Source organism: Mesobacillus subterraneus, assembly GCF_020524355.2.
Lineage (GTDB): Bacteria > Bacillota > Bacilli > Bacillales > Cytobacillaceae > Mesobacillus > Mesobacillus subterraneus_C.
Map to the genome: position 1 here is coordinate 570,603 of NZ_CP129019.1, position 23,639 is coordinate 594,241.

Annotated in this window: 13 protein-coding genes, 22 tRNA genes, 3 rRNA genes and 1 pseudogene; 34 read left to right on the forward strand and 5 right to left on the reverse strand. The window is 40.8% G+C overall.

Translation table 11 applies throughout. From position 1 onward, the window contains the following. Positions 1–6: 6 nt before the first annotated feature. From LC048_RS02775 to LC048_RS02785, 3 genes are all read right to left on the reverse strand, one after another. The gene (locus tag LC048_RS02775) at positions 7–408 is read right to left on the reverse strand and encodes a hypothetical protein (RefSeq protein ID WP_226601981.1); all 402 of its coding nucleotides are present in this window, start codon (positions 406–408) and stop codon (positions 7–9) included. A gap of 536 nt (positions 409–944) precedes the next feature. Continuing rightward, entirely contained in the window at positions 945–1,598 is a 654-nt protein-coding gene (locus tag LC048_RS02780) for a hypothetical protein (RefSeq protein WP_226601982.1), read from the reverse strand. 1,423 nt (positions 1,599–3,021) lie between these two features. Next, complete coding sequence (locus LC048_RS02785) at positions 3,022–3,279, reverse strand: hypothetical protein (protein WP_226601983.1); 258 nt, start codon at positions 3,277–3,279, stop codon at positions 3,022–3,024. A gap of 411 nt (positions 3,280–3,690) precedes the next feature. On the opposite strand from LC048_RS02785, the gene LC048_RS02790 reads away from it, so the two are divergent. The 6 genes from LC048_RS02790 (at position 3,691) to LC048_RS02815 (ending at position 8,849) form a co-directional block, all read left to right on the forward strand. Next, positions 3,691–4,365 carry a helix-turn-helix domain-containing protein gene (locus LC048_RS02790; RefSeq protein ID WP_226601984.1) on the forward strand — a complete coding sequence of 225 codons (675 nt, stop codon included), beginning with the start codon at positions 3,691–3,693 and terminating at the stop codon, positions 4,363–4,365. A 234-nt stretch (positions 4,366–4,599) separates the two neighbouring features. Next, entirely contained in the window at positions 4,600–4,782 is a 183-nt protein-coding gene (locus LC048_RS02795; protein WP_226601985.1) for a MerR family transcriptional regulator, read from the forward strand. 68 nt (positions 4,783–4,850) lie between these two features. Further along, positions 4,851–5,033, forward strand: a complete 183-nt coding sequence (locus tag LC048_RS02800) for a helix-turn-helix domain-containing protein (RefSeq protein ID WP_226601986.1) — start codon at positions 4,851–4,853, stop codon at positions 5,031–5,033. Positions 5,034–5,078: 45 nt separating this feature from the next. Further along, positions 5,079–6,257: a site-specific integrase gene (locus LC048_RS02805; protein ID WP_226601987.1), complete on the forward strand. Its 1,179-nt coding sequence runs from the start codon at positions 5,079–5,081 to the stop codon at positions 6,255–6,257. Positions 6,258–6,386: 129 nt separating this feature from the next. Then, on the forward strand, positions 6,387–6,842 hold the full coding sequence (locus LC048_RS02810) for a Panacea domain-containing protein (protein ID WP_226601988.1): 456 nt from the start codon (positions 6,387–6,389) through the stop codon (positions 6,840–6,842). A 63-nt stretch (positions 6,843–6,905) separates the two neighbouring features. Further along, positions 6,906–8,849: a hypothetical protein gene (locus LC048_RS02815; RefSeq protein ID WP_226601989.1), complete on the forward strand. Its 1,944-nt coding sequence runs from the start codon at positions 6,906–6,908 to the stop codon at positions 8,847–8,849. 220 nt (positions 8,850–9,069) lie between these two features. Here LC048_RS02815 and LC048_RS02820 read toward each other — a convergent pair. Both LC048_RS02820 and LC048_RS02825 read right to left on the reverse strand, forming a co-directional pair. Then, positions 9,070–9,142, reverse strand: a tRNA-Ala gene (locus tag LC048_RS02820). Positions 9,143–9,247: 105 nt separating this feature from the next. Further along, positions 9,248–9,943 (reverse strand): MgtC/SapB family protein, encoded by a 696-nt coding sequence (locus LC048_RS02825; RefSeq protein WP_226601990.1) that lies wholly within the window; start codon positions 9,941–9,943, stop codon positions 9,248–9,250. Positions 9,944–10,097: 154 nt separating this feature from the next. Here LC048_RS02825 and LC048_RS02830 point away from each other — a divergent pair, with 154 nt between their 5' ends. The 28 genes and pseudogenes from LC048_RS02830 to LC048_RS02965 all read left to right on the forward strand — a co-directional run bounded on the left by LC048_RS02830 (position 10,098) and on the right by LC048_RS02965 (position 23,628). Further along, entirely contained in the window at positions 10,098–11,012 is a 915-nt protein-coding gene (locus LC048_RS02830) for a DMT family transporter (RefSeq protein WP_226601991.1), read from the forward strand. 3 nt (positions 11,013–11,015) lie between these two features. Continuing rightward, positions 11,016–11,561 (forward strand): GNAT family N-acetyltransferase, encoded by a 546-nt coding sequence (locus LC048_RS02835; protein ID WP_226601992.1) that lies wholly within the window; start codon positions 11,016–11,018, stop codon positions 11,559–11,561. A gap of 665 nt (positions 11,562–12,226) precedes the next feature. Then, positions 12,227–13,774 (forward strand): 16S ribosomal RNA (locus LC048_RS02840). 226 nt (positions 13,775–14,000) lie between these two features. Next, a 23S ribosomal RNA gene (locus tag LC048_RS02845) occupies positions 14,001–16,937 on the forward strand. A gap of 147 nt (positions 16,938–17,084) precedes the next feature. Then, positions 17,085–17,200 (forward strand): 5S ribosomal RNA (gene rrf, locus LC048_RS02850). Together the 16S, 23S and 5S rRNA genes with 21 tRNA genes alongside form the textbook arrangement of a ribosomal RNA operon. A 10-nt stretch (positions 17,201–17,210) precedes the next feature. Next, positions 17,211–17,286: transfer RNA gene (locus LC048_RS02855), tRNA-Val, on the forward strand. A 19-nt stretch (positions 17,287–17,305) separates the two neighbouring features. Further along, positions 17,306–17,378: transfer RNA gene (locus LC048_RS02860), tRNA-Thr, on the forward strand. Between the two features lie 10 nt (positions 17,379–17,388). Then, positions 17,389–17,464 (forward strand) — tRNA-Lys (locus tag LC048_RS02865). A gap of 39 nt (positions 17,465–17,503) precedes the next feature. Further along, positions 17,504–17,588 (forward strand) — tRNA-Leu (locus LC048_RS02870). 20 nt (positions 17,589–17,608) lie between these two features. Then, positions 17,609–17,683 (forward strand) — tRNA-Gly (locus LC048_RS02875). Between the two features lie 10 nt (positions 17,684–17,693). Next, positions 17,694–17,782, forward strand: a tRNA-Leu gene (locus LC048_RS02880). A gap of 27 nt (positions 17,783–17,809) precedes the next feature. Continuing rightward, positions 17,810–17,886: transfer RNA gene (locus LC048_RS02885), tRNA-Arg, on the forward strand. Between the two features lie 17 nt (positions 17,887–17,903). Further along, positions 17,904–17,980: transfer RNA gene (locus LC048_RS02890), tRNA-Pro, on the forward strand. A gap of 17 nt (positions 17,981–17,997) precedes the next feature. Beyond that, positions 17,998–18,073: transfer RNA gene (locus LC048_RS02895), tRNA-Ala, on the forward strand. A gap of 22 nt (positions 18,074–18,095) precedes the next feature. Beyond that, positions 18,096–18,172: transfer RNA gene (locus LC048_RS02900), tRNA-Met, on the forward strand. Positions 18,173–18,211: 39 nt separating this feature from the next. Further along, positions 18,212–18,288: transfer RNA gene (locus LC048_RS02905), tRNA-Ile, on the forward strand. Between the two features lie 15 nt (positions 18,289–18,303). Continuing rightward, positions 18,304–18,396, forward strand: a tRNA-Ser gene (locus LC048_RS02910). A gap of 164 nt (positions 18,397–18,560) precedes the next feature. Further along, positions 18,561–18,634 (forward strand) — tRNA-Met (locus tag LC048_RS02915). A 3-nt stretch (positions 18,635–18,637) separates the two neighbouring features. After that, positions 18,638–18,713 (forward strand) — tRNA-Asp (locus tag LC048_RS02920). Positions 18,714–19,045: 332 nt separating this feature from the next. Next, positions 19,046–19,118, forward strand: a tRNA-Phe gene (locus tag LC048_RS02925). A 38-nt stretch (positions 19,119–19,156) separates the two neighbouring features. Then, positions 19,157–19,232: transfer RNA gene (locus LC048_RS02930), tRNA-His, on the forward strand. Between the two features lie 6 nt (positions 19,233–19,238). Further along, positions 19,239–19,312, forward strand: a tRNA-Gly gene (locus LC048_RS02935). A 3-nt stretch (positions 19,313–19,315) separates the two neighbouring features. Continuing rightward, positions 19,316–19,389 (forward strand) — tRNA-Ile (locus LC048_RS02940). Positions 19,390–19,402: 13 nt separating this feature from the next. Beyond that, positions 19,403–19,477: transfer RNA gene (locus tag LC048_RS02945), tRNA-Asn, on the forward strand. Positions 19,478–19,484: 7 nt separating this feature from the next. Further along, positions 19,485–19,575, forward strand: a tRNA-Ser gene (locus tag LC048_RS02950). 3 nt (positions 19,576–19,578) lie between these two features. After that, positions 19,579–19,650: transfer RNA gene (locus LC048_RS02955), tRNA-Glu, on the forward strand. 948 nt (positions 19,651–20,598) lie between these two features. Beyond that, positions 20,599–22,562: pseudogene (glgB, locus tag LC048_RS02960) on the forward strand (1,4-alpha-glucan branching protein GlgB). Then, the gene (locus LC048_RS02965) at positions 22,480–23,628 is read left to right on the forward strand and encodes a glucose-1-phosphate adenylyltransferase (protein WP_264188536.1); all 1,149 of its coding nucleotides are present in this window, start codon (positions 22,480–22,482) and stop codon (positions 23,626–23,628) included. The pseudogene glgB and the gene LC048_RS02965 overlap by 83 nt, the downstream one beginning before the upstream one ends. Positions 23,629–23,639 lie beyond the last annotated feature (11 nt).

The following is a 23,639-nucleotide window of genomic DNA, read 5'->3' on the forward strand; positions in this document are numbered from 1 at the left end:
CACAAGCTAACATTCGATATTACCACAGATTTTTAACCGGATTTTCATTGCCTGGAATAGAACCCTTATTATTTCTGGACTACTAACCGAGCCAAAAACATCATCTAAAGATACCGGAAAACCATTATAAAGAGACAGGGCTAGTTGACACATTCTACGAGTCGCGCCTGTAAGTTCCGGAGCTATAAAGACATGTTTTTCTTCGTAATCATTCCATTCTGTAAGAGTATACAATGGGGACATATGTAACATCGTTGAGAGTTTTGTTAGATTAATTGCCTTGTAAATATCAGGGTATGCAGCAACATAAATAGTGGATTCATATTGAGCATCCTCGCCAGGTGCTAAGTGATATTTCCCCATTAAATAATCATAATTTCCTTTGTGCATTTCATTAACAAAGTGCATGAAAAATTCCTCCTAAATTTTCAATATGATATCACTAATTTTTTCTTTTGGGATTGTTATGTGGTCTTCCTTTTTTGCATAGAAAGTATTATGTTTACTAATGTGAATAAGTTCTCCTTGCTTAATCTCTTTATTGGTTGGCCTTAATTACAGATGTTGTCAACATAATCTTTAGTTCCTCTCTTTTAATAAATTTTGATAAGTGCTTATTGATATTTCGTATTCTCAAATTAGCAAAAAAGTAATCAAAAAACTTAGGATTCAGTTTTTTTTTCTAGTTTCCTTAATGTTTTTATTTTCGGAATTATCAAATTACAATACGGTTCGTAAAAGGGGTTTCCTAATTGTGTAGGAGGATAGATGTTTTTTTACTTGCGGTGGTAGTTGATGAAATAACTGTTTATAAAGATTTAATTACCTCTCGGAACCACTTGCTAAGTGATTACATTTTAATAATAATAAAAATACAAGGGAGAGGTGTAGTAGAATACCTGACTAATAAATCTCTCCCTAATTGATTTTAATTACTACAATTTTCATCTCCAAGTTTTCACAGCCTTACGTTGCATTCTAATAAAGAGACTGGAATAACTAAAATTTCTGGAGTTTACATTATGCTTCTTTGCTTCTTTAGTTAAAAATTCAGCCAAAACTTTCTTTTGTGTAATGATTCCTGACCACGAAGGAAACCCATTTAGCTTATGAAAGGTATTCCTCATTTTTAGGATATCACCAGATTTTGCAATCATTCTTAACTCTTCTTTAACTGTATTAAAAGTATTATTGTTCAATTTTATGCTGGTTTTTCCCTTCAAATTTTCAATTTGAAAGCCTACCAAGTCACTTAATTCAAAATTAATTGGTATCTTCCGAATATCATAGAATTTGTCCTGTTCCACACCTGCTGGAATTTGACCTTCAGTATGGACAATGAAAACAATATGTTCCCATCTAAGATACATAAATCTGGCATAGCCTTTTTTACGTATGGACAATCTTTGTTTTGGAGTTTTATTTGTTTGATAACGCTCTATCAGTTTCAAATCAATTGAACCCCATTTATCTCTTTTGCTATCTGGAAGATATGTTAAATGCCAAAAGTAATATTTGCATTTACTACTAACAAGGTTATTTAATTGTTGCAATAATGCCTGCCATGAATCTAATTCATATCTATACTTAATACTCATATACAGTCCACCTCCCGATGGGAAAAAAATCATGAGTACGAGCTGCCAAGCCCAGAGATTGTTTTCTCTTGCCACAGAAAAAACATTATATCCCTTCATTCTCTCTTCTACACACGGTAATCCCTTTTGGTTTCGCTATTTGTATGACCGCCACAGTCACTAGCTCTACGACTCCCACTACCCTCGCAGGAACACAAATTTAATTATGTAGATGCTAATTACACATCAATCGCTCTATTTTATAGAACCTAATCGGGAAAGCTCTAATCCTCGCACTAAACTATTCTTCCATATATATTCTAGAAAAATTAGTTAGCCGTTCGGACCTGCCTTATTAGTTCCAAACCTACAACAAAAATACAGTGGAGGTTGCTCCAATATAGTTTGTGCCATTCTTTGACGAATCACAGGGGAGAATATAGAAAACCCCTACCTACTAAATCTTCGGTTACACTATATCTTCAACGCGCTCAGGTCTTGCCTCTCTGTATTTTCTTACCGCTTTGCAATCGCCGACACAACTCGCTGCGTGCTTTAACCATCAACATGCTGATGGACCTTTACCGGGTTGAGCTATTCACCTTATCCATTACTGAATATTAACCATCTTTGACAGCTAGGCTCCCCCTTGCGGCTCAATACTCACACCATTTCTAGTGCAGTACGAGGTGGATTCGTATCTTAAAGATACACACCAACTTTCGGAATGAAACACACGATTTCACATTGTTAAAATCGTATTTTGTCTAAGTCGCCCATATACCTTTTGAACTTCACAAAAAACTTTAAGTGGGTAGAAGCAGGTTTTTAACCCCACAGCCCCCGTTTCCACGACGCAGGCATGTCTCCATGCACGTCGCGAACCCGATATCATCTATGGTACCTCGCTGGCAACGAGTTTTCACGATGACATAGACAGACACATTATTGGCGGTAATGTTCTGCCCCATAAAAGAGAGAATGATTAAGTATTGGAAAAGATTATTGATTGGCAGTCAATAATCTATATAAAAGAGTAATCAATTAACAAAGTTGTAAGTTGGTAGCTTGATGAGAATAGTTTTTATCAAGCTACTATGTTGGTTAATGTAGAATATTAAAATATGGCTATCTTAGAGGAAAAGTGAAAATATGTTGCTCTCGCATACTCTTTGCGTATGCAATAAAATCTAGCTCAAACGGCGCATGCCTCTATATTCCTCCTAGCGTATTGCCATATATTGATTTCTTACAACTGTTAAGATTATAAATGGTATTTAAAAAAAGGGGTAAAACTAGAATAAGTTATTCATCTTCTATGGTTTAACATATATGAAATAGTAAACTGAATTATTAGAGGACTATGAGATAGTGTTACATAGGATGAAAGAAGAGGAAAGAAAATATGACAGTAAGCTGATGCCCACTGTCATTTATTAATAATCTAAACTCGTATTTTATGGGCAGCAACTAGTGGTAAGTTTGTAACTGGTTTATCAGATACTATGAACGATTTTTTAAAGTTAGGATATTTATTAACAACTTCTTCGTATGTGCCACTATCATTTATAAATTCTCTTTTAAACATAAAACAATTGGCATGTTGAATTTGCAAATCGAAAGTGGCAGTATGTACTAAGTCTGTCCTTTTAAATGGTTTTAGACATACCACGCAATGTGGTTGAATTTTTTCCCTTTTCATTGATTTCCTCCTCCCTTAATTTAAACATACTATACTCCGTATTGTTTTGTTTGAAAAATAGAATAAATACATTTTTCTTTCACAATTTAAAAAGACACTCGATATTAATCCAACTTAATAAGATGTTCTTAATTGATTCGGCGGCAAAAATAAGGAAAATCGTTTTTGTGAACGTATTTTGATATGTATATTAAATACTTGTATTTTGTTACTTGTATATTTAGATAATAACCCCTTCCTTTTTAACATAGCACCCCACCTGTTTTTACTTTAACTGACCTTCAGTCTTTACATAGTTGCTGCTGAATATTACATCAGCCTCCCTTCAAATTTTTCATACTCATGAAGGATTCTTTAAAGAACTTTATAAATAATGGTTGTTCACTAAATTTCAAGAGAAGGGGAATTAAAATGAGTTATCCAGGTATTTTTAGCAAAGACTTCTTCATGGTTTACAAAGGGATGTTCCAAATCAACAGTTTAAAAAAGACAGATAAAATGGCGTACATTTATCTTAGTTCTATCTGTATTAATGGTTTGAACCATTCATATGCAAATTTAAAGGAATTAAGCCAGCTTTTCGGCATATCACGCCCAACCTTTAAGGTAGTTGTAAATCGGTTGGAAGAAGCCGAACTGGTAGAAAAAATAGGTCAAGGAAATAAGTTCTATATCATTAATAATGAAGACCTTAATTTGCGAGGTAACTTCTTTTTTATGCACTATGCTGTTTTACGCACAGATAAAATTACACCGCGGCAGAAACTAATATATGCATATTTGTTAAGTAGGTCTGATAGAGAAAGTATGATTGCCGAGGTATCAATTAAGTCTATTGCCAAGAACTGTGCAATAAGAGATGACATCAACATAAGAGAAGATATCAACCAGTTAGTTTTAAAAGGATTAATTACAAAGAAATTGTTAAACAAAAAATATAAGGGCAGACTTCAATATGGAAAATACCAATATAAATGCTTACAATTGCCAAGCGCTATATTAGAAGAACAGAATAATAATTCATCAGGAAGTATACAATCCGGCGCCATATTCGATTCAATAGATGACTTTTTTAAAAGCTTTTAGAACATTTTCATTAAATACTTTAATTTATTTGAGTATGCTGATGCATACTCTTTTTTATTCCCTCTTATAAAAATGGATATTTTAACAGATTTTCAAATAGAATTGGTCCATTTTTTAATTTAATTTTTTTCAAAGTAGAAAAAATTATTAAAGGATAAAAAAAATCGAAAATCTTATGTTTTTTAATTCTTAAATTGTTATTTTAAATTCAACAATAACAAGGAGAGAACAACAATGAAAAACCTAGATGACTATTCTGATACTCTAACTCCTCAACAAATCAAACATATTTTGGGGATAGGACTCAGACAAACCTATGAATTAGTAAAAACCCAATCTTTTACTCAAATGCGAATCGGAACAGGCAACCTCTATTCTAAGGAGATATTCGTAAGCTGGCTTAAAGGTAGTCTATAAGTTTGGGAATTCCTAACTAAAAAGTCAATTTAATGATAAAACATATAAAAGAAAATGGAGGATTCAAAGTGAAGACACTAAACGAATACCCTGACATATTAAACGTCAAAGACATTAAGGAATATCTTAATATCTGTAATGATAAGGCTTATGAATTAGTCCACTCAGGTCAGTTCCATACTGTAAGAGTGGGAAAGAGAATACTAATTTACAAGAAGGTTTTTCAAGAATGGTTAGAAGGTATTGCTTAAGTCGAATGATTGGATATGAATAATAAAATGTAGGGGGATTCTATAATGAAAGGGTCAGTTAAAAAAGACAAAAGTAGCAAAAGTAAAAATTATTATTTTGTAGTTGATATTCCCGGCGCTGATGGGAAAAGGAGACAAAAGAAAAAAAGGGGCTTTAGTTCCAAGAGTGAAGCAGAAAAGGCACTTGCAGACTTTATATCAGAAGTTAACAAAGGAATCTATTTAGAACCATCAAATAATAATTACGGTGAATTCATAAGGACTGACTGGTTAATGTCAAAAAAGAGACAACTTTCCAAAGTAACTTATGACAAGTATAAGTTAATTGTGGAAAAAAGGATAATTCCAGAGCTGGGAAATATAAAAATAAATAAAATTAAACCTCTTCACCTAGAACGGTTCATGAGTAATTTGTATCCTCTTAATGCAGCAAGGCAAGAGAGTAAAGATGAAGAAGTGGAACCACTTGCATTAAAAAGTCAAATCGATATTTATAATGTTATTAAGCAATCCTTTCGAGATGCAGTAGAATGGAAGCTTATTAAACCAGATGAAAATCCTGCTAAATCTTTAAAAAGACCTAAAGATGAGAGGAAAAAGGAAATTACTGTCCTTGAAGAAGAAGAACTCCGGTTACTCCTAGACGAAGCAAAAAGTAGTAGTTACTACCTTGCATTTCTACTAGCTGCAACAGGAGGATTAAGACAAAGTGAAAGTCTAGGGTTAAGGTGGAATAATGTTTCATTCAAAGATAATAGTGTCTTTATAACAGAAACTCTGAGTCATGACGGTAAAAGAATTGGAAATAAAGTGAAAACTAAATCTTCTAGAAGAGTAGTGGAAATGCCTCAATATGTAATGGATGAACTTATGAAAAAGTTTGAGGAAATTCAAAATGATAAGAAAAAAAGTGGAGCTGACTATGTCGATAATAATTTGGTCATATGTACTTCATTAGGAAAACCGATAAATCCAAGGAATTTATTAAGAACATTATATAATATTTCACATAAAGCTGATTTGAAAAGAATTTCTTATCATTCATTACGTCATACTCATGCTACTCTTTTAATGAAAAAAGGAATTAGTCCAAAGCTTGTTCAGGAGAGGCTGGGACATTCAAACGTAAAAATTTTGCTTCAATTTTATTCTCATCTTCTTCCATCTATGCAAAAGGAAACAATTGATGTCCTGGATAATATGTTATTCAAAAATAAGTCGTAGAAAATTAAGAAATTACATTAAGAAAGAAATGGAAACGTATGTTTCCGTTTCTTTTTCAAAACTGATTAATCACAGGTGACAATTTCAATTTTATAATATAAAATGGAATTAAAGGGAGGAGGAGGAAATATGCCAAAAGTCGAGCATGTTGCTTCATATTTATTAAGCGTTAGCAACCCAGGAACCGAATGGTCAATTACTCCGCTGAAACTCCAAAAATTATTATATTATTGCCAAGGTTGGCACATGGCTTTTAATAAGGGTGAACCCTTATTCACTGAAAACCTAGAGGCTTGGGAACATGGACCAGTGAATCCGGATATTTACTTTAAATATAAACATCATAGGTATTTAACAATACCGAAAGAACACTTTGAAAATAAAAACAGTAAGGGAAAGCCTATTATCAAACAAAGACAACTTGACATAATTAATACGGTTTGGGACACCTACGGGCAATTTGATGGTAAGTATCTAGAAGAACTTACTCATCAAGAAGAACCTTGGATAGTGACACCCAAAAATGCCGTCATTGATAAAAGAAAATTACTACAATTTTTCTCGCAATTGGCACAGAAGGCATAGTGATAAAAACAGGAAAGACGGGGGGTTCCTCGTCTCTTTCTTATTTTAAAGGGGAATTTCATAATGCTTCAGTTCTTAAATAAAATAAAAAAACAAATAGAGAATTTGGAAATGAAAAAGCTTTTTTCTGTAGAGAATATTAGGGAGGTTAAACTCAGCTTAAGAAGATTTATATCTACAACCCATCTCTACTTTAAGTCGGAATTAAAGCAAAGGATATCAGATAATATACATCTAACTCTATTTGCAATTTATTTATTATTTATTTTTATCTACTTTCTAATGCCACCATTCACTAAACCAGCTCCTGAATGGACTTTCAATGTAGTAAAAAGTATATTTGCACCTTCCGGCTTTGCGGGGTTTGGTGATGTAACAATAAAGTACATTATTTCAACAACCACGAATTTATTAGTGACTTTACTATCAATTTTATCTGCTATGTATGTTTTTACTCATAGGGAACAAAAATCTATTTCTCCTTCGCTTTATAATGAAACAAAGAAAAATGGCTTAATGGTAATGGCTATAATTATTCTTGTTTTTACAATGATTACGGGGCATACTCTTATCTCTAATATCGAATCTATTATGCAGCAGGAGGATTATGCAAATTTCCACCCTTTACATGGTACTAAAGTTCTGGTATTTAAATTTGCTATATGGGCTTTTGGCATCGGAATCGCCATCATATTTGTAATTGAATTAATAAAGTATCTATTTTCTTCGATGAATACCGATAAAATGTTAAGGAGTTCCATTCGGCAGGTAAGCGAATACATAGATGTATTAACTTCTTTCTATCGTACAAAAAGATTTGATGTACTCCTAAATGAGCGATATAAATCTATGCATCATAATATAGAAAGTATTTTTCAATACCTTAAGTTTATTGCAGATAATAATATGAACAAAGATTTTGATGGAAATATAGAGTCATTTTCTAGGGTGATTGATAAATTAAAAGAACCTAACAATATATTCGGAATCGATAATGTATCCAGTTATTTATTGAAAAGGGACAAGGAACAGTTCTTAGGTATTTATAATTCTTTGCTGAGGAATACATTATCCTTAACCTTACACACTTACAAGAACAATCACTTCAATAAAGGGAAGAAACTAACAGACCTTTATTTTTCAATGTTTTTAGCCGGTGAAGGTAGTCTTAAACAGCATTTTACGTTAAGTCTGAATGAATTTTTAGATTCGCTTGATACTTCAAACGAACGACAATTTAATCACTTTTTGGGTGGGTTGAGAAATTTACCAGTAGAAAGTACGTTAATCATCTATAAAAACCTTTTTCAAAAATTAATAATAAAGGGTAATTTAGGATTACTGACTACAGTTGTCTACGACTTTAAAGAGCATATTATTGATGGGGACGAACAGGCAAAGCCACCGTTAAATCCTATGTACAGAGCGATTACCGCCCAAAACAAAATAAACATGAAAAATAATGCACTAATAATTCTTTTACAATCATTAGTGAAGGCAATAGAAATTTCTCAATATGGAACAGCTGGTTTTTTAGTTAAGTATATGATTACAAATTTTAATGGTGAGGATATAAATGAGGCATATAAAAACCTTAGGCAGAACCCATCTGTATTTACTTCCATCCTTGAATCCACTGAAGAAAGTTCAGTGAAAAAAGAGGAGAACGAAATTGGTTTGGTTGGTTTAAACAAAGAAACATTTGATTATTGTTGCAAAAAGATGCGGATTCTTCTCTATGGTCAACAGCAATATGCAATAAAAGAGAGGCTTTGGTTTACACATGAAATGGAGAAATCCAATAATATTGACATTCAAGCAGAGTTTAAAGGGTGTTCTTATTCAAACTATGTGATTAAAAAAGTGAAATCGGCATCATCTAAATATGGAATGTTATTTTTTGATGATAAAGAAATAATGAAAAATATTTATCAAAAATTAAATATTGAACATCATTACCTAGATGATGCTTCCCAATCTAAAAACGAACAACCCCAATATTTATAATTTGGGGTTGTTCTGTTTTTGCGTATTAATAATCATTTAGAGACTCTTTTTCCTGGTTTTCAGAAATTTTTTTTGAATGACTGTCAATCCGGGTAATACCAATCAAAAGTATTTACAAATAACCGGTTTTGTGACCAATATCGTGACCAGTTAATAACAATTTTAGGAATTATGAGATTTCAAAAGTAAAAAACCCTTGCAGGGCAAGGGTTTTTGTTGATGGAGAATAGGGGGCTCGAACCCCTGACCTCAACGCTGCCAGCGTTGCGCTCTCCCAGCTGAGCTAATCCCCCATATCTAAATAGATAAGGTACAAGAAAGATTATATAATCATCTTGCCGGACATGCAAGATAAAATTTATAAGTGAACTAAAAAAGCCGCAATTGAGCGGCTTTTCCTATAAGCCTTCGATTTCTACCCGGTTAATCCCTTCGATTTCAGACACGGTTTCATACACATCCGTCGTCTTTCTGCGGAAGTCCACAGTGACAATCAATTGTACTAGCTGGTTGCCTTCCTCCAGATCCTTGATGCGAACGTTTTTCAATGCAATTTTTTCCCCTTTAATCCTGGTAATGATATTTGCAATGCTTTCCCGGCCATTGACATTGAACTGCAGACGGATCTCTTTTTCCCTTAATTGCCTTGGACCTATGAAAGTCATCAGAAACGGTATGAATTCCACACTCACAATAAGTAGAGCAACACCTGCAATGGCTTCCCAGTAAAATCCGGCTCCAACTGTGATTCCAATACCAGCTGCACCCCAGATCATTGCAGCTGTAGTCAGACCCGATATTGTGTCATTCCCTCTTCGTAAAATAACACCGGCACCGAGGAAGCCGATACCCGATACGATTTGGGCTGCCAAACGAAGAGGGTCCATTGTGATATTCACATCTTCATCCCCGGGGAACATATAAGCCGACTCACTTGACACAATTGTCAAAAGACAGCTGACAATCGATATAACTAGGCTTGTTTTAAGACCAACCGGTTTCCGTTTAATCTCCCTTTCAAGCCCGATCACCAGACCCAAAAAAGCGGATATCCCTAACTTAAGTAAGATTTCCATATCAATTGAAAAGAACATGTCGTTTCTCCTGCCCCTGATAAGATGTATTTACTTTCCCTAAAAATGATGGACTAAACTTTTCTGATGAAATTTTAATTTAATTCAAGATTAAAGTTTGATTTCATTGTAAAATACATATAATTCACAACGTGTTACTTAAAGGAGAATGGAAATGGAAGCACCTAAAGTAAATCCATATTTGGCGGTAGCCATCGGTGTAGTGGCAGTCTCAACTTCTGCAATCCTGGTCAAAGTCTCATCCGCGCCGTCGGGAGTCATAGCTTTTTATCGATTATTCTTTTCTGTACTTTTAATGCTGCCGGTGTTTCTTATAAAGTATGTTTCAGAACTTCGTCTTATTACGAAACGGGATTGGGTATTCTCCGGGATAGCAGGGATATTTCTGGCCTTTCACTTTATACTCTGGTTCGAATCTCTGAACTATACCTCGGTAGCAAGCTCAACAGTGCTGGTTACACTTCAGCCGCTTTTCGCATTTATAGGAGCTTACTTATTCTTTAAGGAACGTGTGTCAGTTAAAGCAATTTTAAGCGGCTTAATAGCAATTGGCGGCAGTTTCATCATCAGTTGGGGTGATTTTAAAATCAGCGGAAGCGCACTATTCGGGGACTTTTTGGCGATTATAGCCTGCGCATTAGTAACTGTATACCTTCTATTCGGCCAAACCGTTAGGAAAAGAATGTCTTTGATTACCTATACTTTTATCGTCTATACCATCAGTTCAATTACTTTATTCTTCTATGTAATAGCAGTAGGTGATTCTTTTTATCCATACCCTGCAAGTGATTGGGTATACTTTATCCTTCTGGCGCTGATTCCTACATTGCTAGGCCATACACTGTTTAACTGGTCGATAAAATGGATCAGCGCATCGGTCATATCCATGGCGATACTATTTGAACCAGTTGGTGCAACCGTTCTGGCTTACTACCTGCTCGGTGAAAAAGTAATTTTGACACAGGTGATCGGAGGACTAGTTGTTATTGCTGGGATAACATTGTTTTTAGTAGATGAAAGAAAGATGAAGATAAAAAATCAAGCCGAAATTAAATCAATCTCGGGGTAGGGGATGAAAGTGCAAATTAGAAAAGCTACGATTGAAGATGCGAGCGGCATTGCCAAGGTCCACGTTAGAAGCTGGCAAGAAACTTATCAGGGAATAGTAAGTCAGGATTACTTAGATTCTTTGAAGGTGGATGACCGGAAACCTTTATGGAAAAAAAGCTTGTCTGAAAGTGCTGATACATCACCGGTTTTTGTCGCTGTTAATTCAGAGGGAGAGATAGTTGGCTTTGCATCTTTTGGTAAAGAAAGATCAGGAAATTTTGATGCCGATGGAGAATTGTACGCAATCTATATTCTTAAAGAGTACCAAGGAATGAAACTGGGAATGAAGCTACTTTTAGCGGGTTTGGAAGATTTGCTGAAGCAAGATTATGAAGCCATGCTCGTTTGGGTGTTAGCCGATAATGAAAGCCGGAAGTTTTATGAAAGCCTTCAGCCACAAAAAGCTGGAGAAGAAGTTGTGAATATTGCAGGAAAGAAATATCTCGAAGTAGCTTATATTTGGAAGAATATAAAAATGCTGCATCAGACTACTATAGAAAAACTATAAGAGTATAGGTGCAAATAACTCTGTAAGGTAAAATCAAAAAATCCCCTTTGGAGAGGGGATTTTTTAAATGAATAGATAAGTGAACCTTGAAAACAATAATGCACAGACAGAGCTTAAAATAAGAGTACCTCCGTGAACCTTTCCTTCAGCGTTTGCTATTGTAATGGCTTCAATGTAGGCAATGCTAAATAAAAGTATTGCCATGATAAGTGAGAGATAAAGTGCAATGGATTGCAGCAAATAGGATCACCTCTTTAAAATAGTTTGTCTGGTCCATTATATGAGCATGAGCAGAGAATTATTAATAAAAGGCTTTAATAAGAAGAAACATGGAAGACATGATAATAATTCTCTTATTGTGAAAAAATCTTTTAAAATTATATTGCAAACATATTTTATCCATGGTATATTTAATCTCGCTTCAGAAAAACAGCGTTGAATTGAAAAAATAAACATCAGTTTTTACGAAAAAGAAAAACAAAAAATGATGTTGACAATAACAAATCAGCGTGTTATATTAATAAAGTCGCTTCTAGGCGACAAGCTAAACAACTTGCTCTTTGAAAACTAAACAAACAAGCGTCAACAAACAATATTTATAGTGACTTCTATTATATAGTTGATCACTAGCCAACGTTTTAAATTATGAGCTAAACTCATACTCTTTCTTGGAGAGTTTGATCCTGGCTCAGGACGAACGCTGGCGGCGTGCCTAATACATGCAAGTCGAGCGGATCTTCATTAGCTTGCTTTTGAAGATCAGCGGCGGACGGGTGAGTAACACGTGGGCAACCTGCCTGTAAGACTGGGATAACTTCGGGAAACCGGAGCTAATACCGGATAATCCTTTCCCTCTCATGAGGGAAAGCTGAAAGACGGTTTCGGCTGTCACTTACAGATGGGCCCGCGGCGCATTAGCTAGTTGGTGAGGTAACGGCTCACCAAGGCAACGATGCGTAGCCGACCTGAGAGGGTGATCACCACACTGGGACTGAGACACACTACCAGACTCCTACGGGAGGCAGCAGTAGGGAATCTTCCGCAATGGACGAAAGTCTGACGGAGCAACGCCGCGTGAACGATGAAGGCTTTCGGGTCGTAAAGTTCTGTTGTCAGGGAAGAACAAGTATCGGAGTAACTGCCGGTACCTTGACGGTACCTGACCAGAAAGCCACGGCTAACTACGTGCCAGCAACCGCGGTAATACGTAGGTGGCAAGCGTTGTCCGGAATTATTGGGCGTAAAGCGCGCGCAGGCGGTTCCTTAAGTCTGATGTGAAAGCCCCCGGCTCAACCGGGGAGGGTCATTGGAAACTGGGGAACTTGAGTGCAGAAGAGGAGAGCGGAATTCCACGTGTAGCGGTGAAATGCGTAGAGATGTGGAGGAACACCAGTGGCGAAGGCGGCTCTCTGGTCTGTAACTGACGCTGAGGCGCGAAAGCGTGGGGAGCGAACAGGATTAGATACCCTGGTAGTCCACGCCGTAAACGATGAGTGCTAAGTGTTAGAGGGTTTCCGCCCTTTAGTGCTGCAGCAAACGCATTAAGCACTCCGCCTGGGGAGTACGGCCGCAAGGCTGAAACTCAAAGGAATTGACGAGTACCGCACAAGCGGTGGAGCATGTGGTTTAATTCGAAGCAACGCGAAGAACCTTACCAGGTCTTGACATCCTCTTGATTTCCCTAGAGATAGGGCGTCCTTCGGGGGACAGAGTGACAGGTGGTGCATGGTTGTCGTCAGCTCGTGTCGTGAGATGTTGGGTTAAGTCCCGCAACGAGCGCAACCCTTGATCTTAGTTGCCAGCATTCAGTTGGGCACTCTAAGGTGACTGCCGGTGACAAACCGGAGGAAGGTGGGGATGACGTCAAATCATCATGCCCCTTATGACCTGGGCTACACACGTGCTACAATGGATGGAACAAAGGGTCGCGAAGCCGCGAGGTCGAGCCAATCCCATAAATCCATTCTCAGTTCGGATTGCAGGCTGCAACTCGCCTGCATGAAGCCGGAATCGCTAGTAATCGCGGATCAGCATGCCGCGGTGAATACGTTCCCGGGCCTTGTACACACCGCCCGTCACACCACGAGAGTTTGTAACACCCGAAGTCGGTGGGGTAACCTTTATGGAGCCAGCCGCCTAAGGTGGGACAGATGATTGGGGTGAAGTCGTAACAAGGTAGCCGTATCGGAAGGTGCGGCTGGATCACCTCCTTTCTAAGGATATTGCCGTAAAGGCAATCGGAATGCGAACCTTCTGGTTCGTACTGTGGATGTAATCCACATAGTTGACTAGCTTGTTTGTTTAGTTTTGAGGGAGCAATTGCCTCAAGACTTTTTTGTTCCTTGAAAACTAGATAATCGTAAGTAAGAAGAACCAAGAAAAAACCGAGTGATCGCCATTTTAGTTTTTCTCTCTATTTAATAGAGAAATGACCTTTTAGGTTAAGTTAGAAAGGGCGCACGGTGGATGCCTTGGCACTAGGAGCCGATGAAGGACGGGACTAACACCGATATGCTTCGGGGAGCTGTAAGTAAGCTTTGATCCGGAGATTTCCGAATGGGGAAACCCACTGTTCGTAATGGAACAGTATCTTTACCTGAATACATAGGGTATTGAAGGCAGACCCGGGGAACTGAAACATCTAAGTACCCGGAGGAAGAGAAAGCAAACGCGATTCCCTGAGTAGCGGCGAGCGAAACGGGACATAGCCCAAACCAAGAGGCTTGCCTCTTGGGGTTGTAGGACACTCAACATGGAGTTACAAAGGAACGGGGTAGATGAAGTGGTCTGGAAAGTACCGTCAGAGAAGGTAAAAACCCTGTAGTTGAAACTTCGTTCCCTCCTGAGTGGATCCTGAGTACGGCGGGACACGAGAAATCCCGTCGGAAGCTGGGAGGACCATCTCCCAAGGCTAAATACTCCCTAGTGACCGATAGTGAACCAGTACCGTGAGGGAAAGGTGAAAAGCACCCCGGAAGGGGAGTGAAATAGATCCTGAAACCGTGTGCCTACAAGTAGTCAGAGCCCGTTCATGGGTGATGGCGTGCCTTTGTAGAATGAACCGGCGAGTTACGATTACATGCAAGGTTAAGTTGAGAAGACGGAGCCGCAGCGAAAGCGAGTCTGAATAGGGCGAATTTAGTATGTGGTCGTAGACCCGAAACCAGGTGATCTACCCATGTCCAGGGTGAAGGTTGGGTAACACCAACTGGAGGCTTCGAACCCACGCACGTTGAAAAGTGCGGGGATGAGGTGTGGGTAGCGGAGAAATTCCAATCGAACTTGGAGATAGCTGGTTCTCTCCGAAATAGCTTTAGGGCTAGCCTCACGTTGTAAGAGTCTTGGAGGTAGAGCACTGTTTGGACTAGTAGCCTCATCGGGTTACCGAATTCAGACAAACTCCGAATGCCAAAGACTTATCCGTGGGAGTCAGACTGCGAGTGATAAGATCCGTAGTCAAAAGGGAAACAGCCCAGACCACCAGCTAAGGTCCCAAAGTATACGTTAAGTGGAAAAGGATGTGGAGTTGCTTAGACAACCAGGATGTTGGCTTAGAAGCAGCCACCATTTAAAGAGTGCGTAATAGCTCACTGGTCGAGTGACTCTGCGCCGAAAATGTACCGGGGCTAAACGTATCACCGAAGCTGTGGATTGACATCTTAGATGTCAGTGGTAGGAGAGCGTTCTAAGGGCGTTGAAGTCAGACCGTAAGGACTGGTGGAGCGCTTAGAAGTGAGAATGCCGGTATGAGTAGCGAAAGATGGGTGAGAATCCCATCCACCGAATGCCCAAGGTTTCCTGAGGAAGGCTCGTCCTCTCAGGGTTAGTCGGGACCTAAGCCGAGGCCGAAAGGCGTAGGCGATGGACAACAGGTTGATATTCCTGTACCACCTCTTTATCGTTTGAGCAATGGGGGGGACGCAGTAGGATAGGGTAAGCGCGCTGTTGGATATGCGCGTCTAAGCAGTAAGGCTGCAAGTGAGGCAAATCCCGCTTGCGTGAAGGCTGAGCTGTGACAGCGAGGGAAATATAGTACCGAAGTTCCTGATTTCACACTGCCAAGAAAAGCCTCTAGCGAGATAAAAGGTGCCCGTACCGCAAACCGACACAGGTAGGCGAGGAGAGAATCCTAAGGTGAGCGAGAGAACTCTCGTTAAGGAACTCGGCAAAATGACCCCGTAACTTCGGGAGAAGGGGTGCTCATTTGGGTGAATAGCCTAGATGAGCCGCAGTGAATAGGCCCAGGCGACTGTTTAGCAAAAACACAGGTCTCTGCGAAGCCGCAAGGCGAAGTATAGGGGCTGACGCCTGCCCGGTGCTGGAAGGTTAAGAGGAGGGGTTAGCTCACGCGAAGCTCTGAATCGAAGCCCCAGTAAACGGCGGCCGTAACTATAACGGTCCTAAGGTAGCGAAATTCCTTGTCGGGTAAGTTCCGACCCGCACGAAAGGCGTAACGATCTGGGCACTGTCTCAACGAGAGACTCGGTGAAATTATAGTACCTGTGAAGATGCAGGTTACCCGCGACAGGACGGAAAGACCCCGTGGAGCTTTACTGTAGCCTGATATTGAATTTTGGTACAGCTTGTACAGGATAGGTAGGAGCCTGAGAAACCGGAGCGCCAGCTTCGGTGGAGGCGCTGGTGGGATACTACCCTGGCTGTATTGAAATTCTAACCCACGCCCTGATGATCGGGGCGGGAGACAGTGTCAGGTGGGCAGTTTGACTGGGGCGGTCGCCTCTAAAGAGTAACGGAGGCGCCCAAAGGTTCCCTCAGAATGGTTGGAAATCATTCGCAGAGTGTAAAGGCACAAGGGAGCTTGACTGCGAGACCTACAAGTCGAGCAGGGACGAAAGTCGGGCTTAGTGATCCGGTGGTTCCGCATGGAAGGGCCATCGCTCAACGGATAAAAGCTACCCCGGGGATAACAGGCTTATCTCCCCCAAGAGTCCACATCGACGGGGAGGTTTGGCACCTCGATGTCGGCTCATCGCATCCTGGGGCTGTAGTCGGTCCCAAGGGTTGGGCTGTTCGCCCATTAAAGCGGTACGCGAGCTGGGTTCAGAACGTCGTGAGACAGTTCGGTCCCTATCCGTCGTGGGCGCAGGAAATTTGAGAGGAGCTGTCCTTAGTACGAGAGGACCGGGATGGACGCACCGCTGGTGTACCAGTTGTCTTGCCAAAGGCATCGCTGGGTAGCTATGTGCGGACGGGATAAGTGCTGAAAGCATCTAAGCATGAAGCCCCCCTCAAGATGAGATTTCCCATAGCGCAAGCTAGTAAGAACCCTGAAAGATGATCAGGTTGATAGGTCAGAGGTGGAAGCGCGGTGACGTGTGGAGCTGACTGATACTAATCGTTCGAGGACTTAACCAAATTAGATTACTCGTTTTTCTTGAATTCTTCTTACACATTATCTAGTTTTGAGGGAATAAAGTTTTTTGTTAAGCAAAATAACTTTTTAAAATTTTCTCTTGCAAAATGAATAAAAGACAGTATAATAGAGATTGTCTTTAAAAAATGTCTGGTGACGATAGCGAGAAGGTCACACCCGTTCCCATACCGAACACGGAAGTTAAGCTTCTCAGCGCCGATGGTAGTTGGGGGTTTCCCCCTGTGAGAGTAGGACGTCGCCGGGCAGTTTCAAATGGAGGATTAGCTCAGCTGGGAGAGCATCTGCCTTACAAGCAGAGGGTCGGCGGTTCGATCCCGTCATCCTCCACCATATATTTTCTACTCATTATGCCGGTGTAGCTCAATTGGTAGAGCAACTGACTTGTAATCAGTAGGTTGGGGGTTCAAGTCCTCTTGCCGGCACCTTTTGTACGAGCCATTAGCTCAGTCGGTAGAGCATCTGACTTTTAATCAGAGGGTCGAAGGTTCGAGTCCTTCATGGCTCACCAATGTTTTTTACGAAAGTAAAATAACATTATACCAAATATGCGGGTGTGGCGGAATTGGCAGACGCACCAGACTTAGGATCTGGCGCCGCAAGGCGTGGGGGTTCGACTCCCTTCACCCGCACCATTTTTAAAAACATAAGGTTTGCGGAAGTAGTTCAGTGGTAGAATACAACCTTGCCAAGGTTGGGGTCGCGGGTTCGAATCCCGTCTTCCGCTCCATAGTTCCTAAGCCGGGGTGGCGGAACTGGCAGACGCACAGGACTTAAAATCCTGCGGTAGGTGACTACCGTACCGGTTCGATTCCGGTCCTCGGCACCACCAAGTTAGCTAATAAACATTTATATTGCGCCCGTAGCTCAATTGGATAGAGCGTCTGACTACGGATCAGAAGGTTATGGGTTCGACTCCTTTCGGGCGCGCCATTATATTTTCTCTTTATCGGGGAGTAGCTCAGCTTGGTAGAGCACTTGGTTTGGGACCAAGGGGTCGCAGGTTCGAATCCTGTCTTCCCGACCATGCTACTTATATTATATGGGGCTTTAGCTCAGCTGGGAGAGCGCCTGCCTTGCACGCAGGAGGTCAGCGGTTCGATCCCGCTAGGCTCCACCATATAAATTTTAAATAATAATTTGGCGGTGTAGCTCAGCTGGCTAGAGCGTACGGTTCATACCCGTAAGGTCGGGGGTTCGATCCCCTCCGCCGCTACCAAATTCAATCTGGTTGAACCTATTCAATCTAGGATATCCTGGACCTTTAGCTCAGCTGGTTAGAGCAGACGGCTCATAACCGTCCGGTCGTAGGTTCGAGTCCTACAAGGTCCACCATTGCTTATTTCATACGGAGGTATACCCAAGTCTGGCTGAAGGGATCGGTCTTGAAAACCGACAGGCGGGTAACACCGCGCGGGGGTTCGAATCCCTCTACCTCCTCCATAATTTTAATATCATTAATATCGTCGCGGGGTGGAGCAACGAGCGTTACTTCACTGAATATGCTGCGAGTTGTACCGATCGAGCTGCTTCTTGATTAAGCTTCCTGAGATCGGGACAGTCCATGCTCACTTAGAGCATAAACATTATTATATGATTAATATCGTCGCGGGGTGGAGCAGTCCGGTAGCTCGTCGGGCTCATAACCCGAAGGTCGCAGGTTCAAATCCTGCCCCCGCAATCTGGTCCCGTGGTGTAGCGGTTAACATGCCTGCCTGTCACGCAGGAGATCGCCGGTTCGATCCCGGTCGGGACCGCCATTTTTACTCTAATAAACGAGTAAATGACATAGGTCTAATAAAGTTTAGACAACAATATTTTAGTGGCTCAGCAGCTCAGTCGGTAGAGCAAGTTGCTCACATCTTCGAATACGCTTCTGCGGCAACTTGCGAGAAAGACCGAAGGTCATTCGAGCAAAGGACCTAAACCAGTAAAAGTTTAGGAAGCAATATTTATAGTGGCTCAGTAGCTCAGTCGGTAGAGCAGATTGCTCACATCCTGAATAAGCTTCTGCGGCAATCTGTGAGAAAGACCGAAGGTCATTCGAACAAAGGACTTAAACTGGTAAAAGTTTAGGGTGCAATATTATAGTGGCTCAGTAGCTCAGTCGGTAGAGCAAAGGACTGAAAATCCTTGTGTCGGCGGTTCGATTCCGTCCTGAGCCACCTTATTTAATTTCAAGTAATATTCAATAATTGACATGGCGGTTGTGGCGAAGTGGTTAACGCACCTGATTGTGGTTCAGGCATTCGTGGGTTCGATTCCCATCAGTCGCCCCATTTTTTGCGGGTGTAGTTTAGTGGTAAAACCTCAGCCTTCCAAGCTGATGATGAGAGTTCGATTCTCTTCACCCGCTCCATAAGGGCCTATAGCTCAGCTGGTTAGAGCGCACGCCTGATAAGCGTGAGGTCGGTGGTTCGAGTCCACTTAGGCCCATTTTTTATATTATTCCGCAGTAGCTCAGTGGTAGAGCACTCGGCTGTTAACCGAGCGGTCGTAGGTTCGAATCCTACCTGCGGAGCCATTTTTATGGGGAAGTACTCAAGAGGCTGAAGAGGCGCCCCTGCTAAGGGTGTAGGTCGGGTAACCGGCGCGAGGGTTCAAATCCCTCCTTCTCCGCCACTAGGCTCCTTGGTCAAGCGGTTAAGACACCGCCCTTTCACGGCGGTAACACGGGTTCGAATCCCGTAGGGGTCATAAGGAAAGCTGTTAGCATTTATGCTAACAGTTTTTTTTATTTTTTAGGAAATTATAAAATTATTTAAGTGTGGATAACTACATGTAGTTTTCCTAATCCAGCTCCAGCGCCTAGCCCCTCGAGACGCTTCGGTCCTGCCAATGAAGTCAAAGAACGACTTCACTGTCAGGCCCTCCAGCGCTTGTCGGGGCTGAACGAGGCGCTTGCGCTTTTTGTTCTGCTCTTAAAAAATTCCACACAGCAACCAGGTATTTGCTTCGAACTTGCTCTGAGGTGCTGTTTAAGAATTACAGTAAGCAGCATCAAGTACTAAGCAAAGCGGATATTCATAATGACATTAAGATATATATGTACTCGGTTAAGTAACAAAGGAGAAAAACCGGTCACATAAAGAAGAGATATGTACCCGGTTAATGGGATAAAGAAGAAAACCGGTCATATATAGAAGTGATAGATAACCTAATGACCAAGGAAGCGAGTGTACGGCACTTACTACTCGTAAATAACGAGACAGTCACATGATCTGGCTAGCTGTACAACTATCACTCCGATATCACTCCGAAATTAAATTGCTTAATCACTTCCGTAGCATGTCAAATTTAGTAGCCCTCATATCCAAACACTCTCTCATCACTTCTTCTACAAAATGAAAACGTTATCAATACAAAAATGTTTTTTATTCTCGTTTCTCTATCAAACATAATAAAATCAACTCACCCTTCCCAAAAATAATTATTCTATATTCAACTTTCGTTCTACAAATACCGCGCAATTGGAAGATTTAGTACATTGAAGCGCTACCATTTAGTTGGATTTGTCGAATATCATTATTTAATGAGTATTATTGTCGAAATATTTAAAAAATGTTCACAAGGGATTTTATATGGTAACTAGAATACTACTTAAAAAGGGAGTTTTCATAAGTTTTACGGAAGGCAGGTGGAAGGATCTTGGTGATTAATCCTACAGAGTATGAATTACATTTGTTCCATGAAGGCAATCTGTTCCAGAGTTACAATTTATTTGGAGCACATGTCATTAAAAAAGGAATTGAAACATATACTCGATTTTGTGTGTGGGCTCCTAAAGCGGCTCAGGTCAGGCTTGCAGGTGATTTTAATAATTGGGATGGAAATGGCTACGAGTTTCATAAAGTCAATCAGGAGGGGGGTCTGGCAGCTCGCTCTTGAGGGGGACTTGACCGGGGCCATTTATAAATATGAGATCGTAACTGCGTCTGGTGAACGAAGGCTCAAATCTGATCCTTATGCATTTTTCTCTGAATTAAGGCCAGACACAGCTTCGATTGTCTACTCAATAGACGGCTACAAATGGAACGACCAGAAGTGGCTTCAGAAGCGTGAGAAGAGGAGCACATTCGATGAGCCGATGTTCATTTATGAACTGCATGTGGGTTCATGGAAAAAGCATGAGGATGGTTCGTTCTTTACATATCGCGAGCTCGTTGATGAGTTAATCCCATATATTGTTGAGCACGGATACACACATATCGAATTATTGCCTCTAACTGAGCATCCGCTCGACATCTCTTGGGGCTACCAATCCACAGGCTATTTTTCGGTTACAAGCAGGTATGGTTCGCCTCATGATTTCATGTATTTCGTTGATAGGTGCCACCAAAACGGAATCGGGGTCTTCCTTGATTGGATTCCGGGGCATTTTTGCAAGGATGCTCATGGGCTGTACCAGTTTGATGGCAGCTATGTGTTTGAATATCAGCGGGAGAATGATCGTGAGAACCATGTTTGGGGAACTGCCAACTTCGACTTGGGAAAAACAGAGGTACAGAGCTTCCTGATTTCGAGTGCACTTTTCTGGCTGGAGAAATACCATATTGACGGCTTCAGGGTTGATGCTGTGGGCCAATATCATCTACTGGCCGAATTCCATCCATGCGGCGAACCAATATGGAGTAGAGTTTTTAAAAAAGCTGAACAAAGCGGTCAAGGAATATGAGCCGGGAGCGCTGATGATCGCAGAGGATTCGACTGACTGGCCGAAGGTGACGGCTCCTGTGGAGTATGGCGGTCTTGGTTTTACATACAAGTGGAACATGGGATGGATGAATGACACATTGAAGTATATGGAGGAAGAATCCCATAACAGGAAGCATATACATGAGAAAGTTACCTTTTCGTTGCTTTATGCATTTTCAGAGAATTTTGTTCTGCCCTTTTCACATGATGAAGTCGTCCACGGGAAGAAGTCTCTTCTTGATAAGATGCCGGGCGATTACTGGCAAAAGTTCGCACAGCTGAGGGGATTGCTAGGGTTCATGACAGCACACCCAGGAAAGAAGCTGACGTTCATGGGGACTGAATTTGGGCAGTTCTCGGAATGGAAGGATAAGGAACAGTTGGACTGGAATCTTTTCAATTATGAAATGCACGAAAAGATGAACCATTATAATAAGGAACTTATCAAATTGTATAAGCGTTCAAAGCCGCTGTATGAGGTCGATCAAAGCTATGAAGGCTTTGAGTGGATCGATGCTGATAACCGTGACCAGTCCATTTTTTCATTTATCAGAAAAGGGAAGAATCCTGAAGAACTTCTGGTCATCGTTTGCAATTTTACAGAAAAAGTATATAGCGATTATCGAATCGGCGTGCCAAAGCAGGGTGAATATCGGGAAATTTTGAACAGTGATGCCCTGGTTTTTGGAGGTTCGGGTGTCATCAATAAAAAAGTAATGAAAGCTGAAGAAATAGCCTTCCATGGAAGACCATATTCTATAGAGATGAATATTTCTCCATTCGGAATCTCAGTTTTACGTCCTGTTATAAAAAGAAAGGGGAGAAACAATCATGCAAAAGAAGAAATGCGTAGCAATGCTGTTGGCAGGAGGAAAAGGAAGCCGGCTGCACTCATTGACGAAGAATCTCGCTAAGCCTGCTGTCCCGTTTGGAGGCAAATATCGAATCATCGATTTCCCGTTAAGCAATTGCACGAACTCAGGAATCCATACAGTAGGCGTATTAACGCAGTACCAGCCGCTTTTGCTCAATTCTTATATTGGCATCGGCAGCGCATGGGACCTCGACAGGAAGGATGGCGGTGTGACGGTACTGCCGCCTTATTCTGAAAGCTCCGAAGTGAAATGGTATTCCGGTACCGCTAGCGCCATTTTTCAGAACCTGAACTACCTAGATCAGTATAACCCTGAGTACGTGTTGATTCTTTCTGGTGACCATATTTATAAAATGAATTATGAATCTATGCTCAATTACCATATCGAAAAAAGTGCTGATGTGACCATTTCGGTCATAGAGGTGCCTTGGGAAGAGACGAATCGGTTCGGAATCATGAATACCGATTCTGAGCTGAGAATCACTGAATTCGAAGAAAAACCGGACATAGCGAAAAATAATCTCGCTTCGATGGGGATTTATATTTTTAAATGGAACGTTTTAAGGGAATATCTGATAAGGGATGACCAGAATCCTGATTCCAGCCATGATTTTGGCAAGGATATCATTCCTCTGTTAATACAAGAAAATATGAACTTATTTGCCTATCCTTTTAAAGGCTACTGGAAAGATGTTGGGACAGTGCAAAGTCTTTGGGAAGCGAATATGGATTTATTGGATAAAGAATGTGAGTTGAACCTGTTTGATCACTCTTGGCGAATCTACTCTGTCAATCCAAATCAGCCTCCGCAATATATTTGCCCAGAAGGGGAAGTATCAGAGTCACTGGTCAATGAAGGCTGCAAAATTGAAGGAGAGGTTTCCAGAACGGTAGTATTCCAGGGAGTGACGGTGAAAAAGGGAGCGGTTATAAAGGAAACTGTTATCATGCCAGATGCTGTGATCGGACACAACTGTGTGATTGAAAAAGCGATTGTATCCCCTGGTGTCTATGTTCCGGATGGAACAATCATAAAGCCGGACGAGAGCGAGAATGACATTACACTAGTATCTGAAGAAACCATCGGAGAATTGCAATCCAATTGAACCGATTCAGG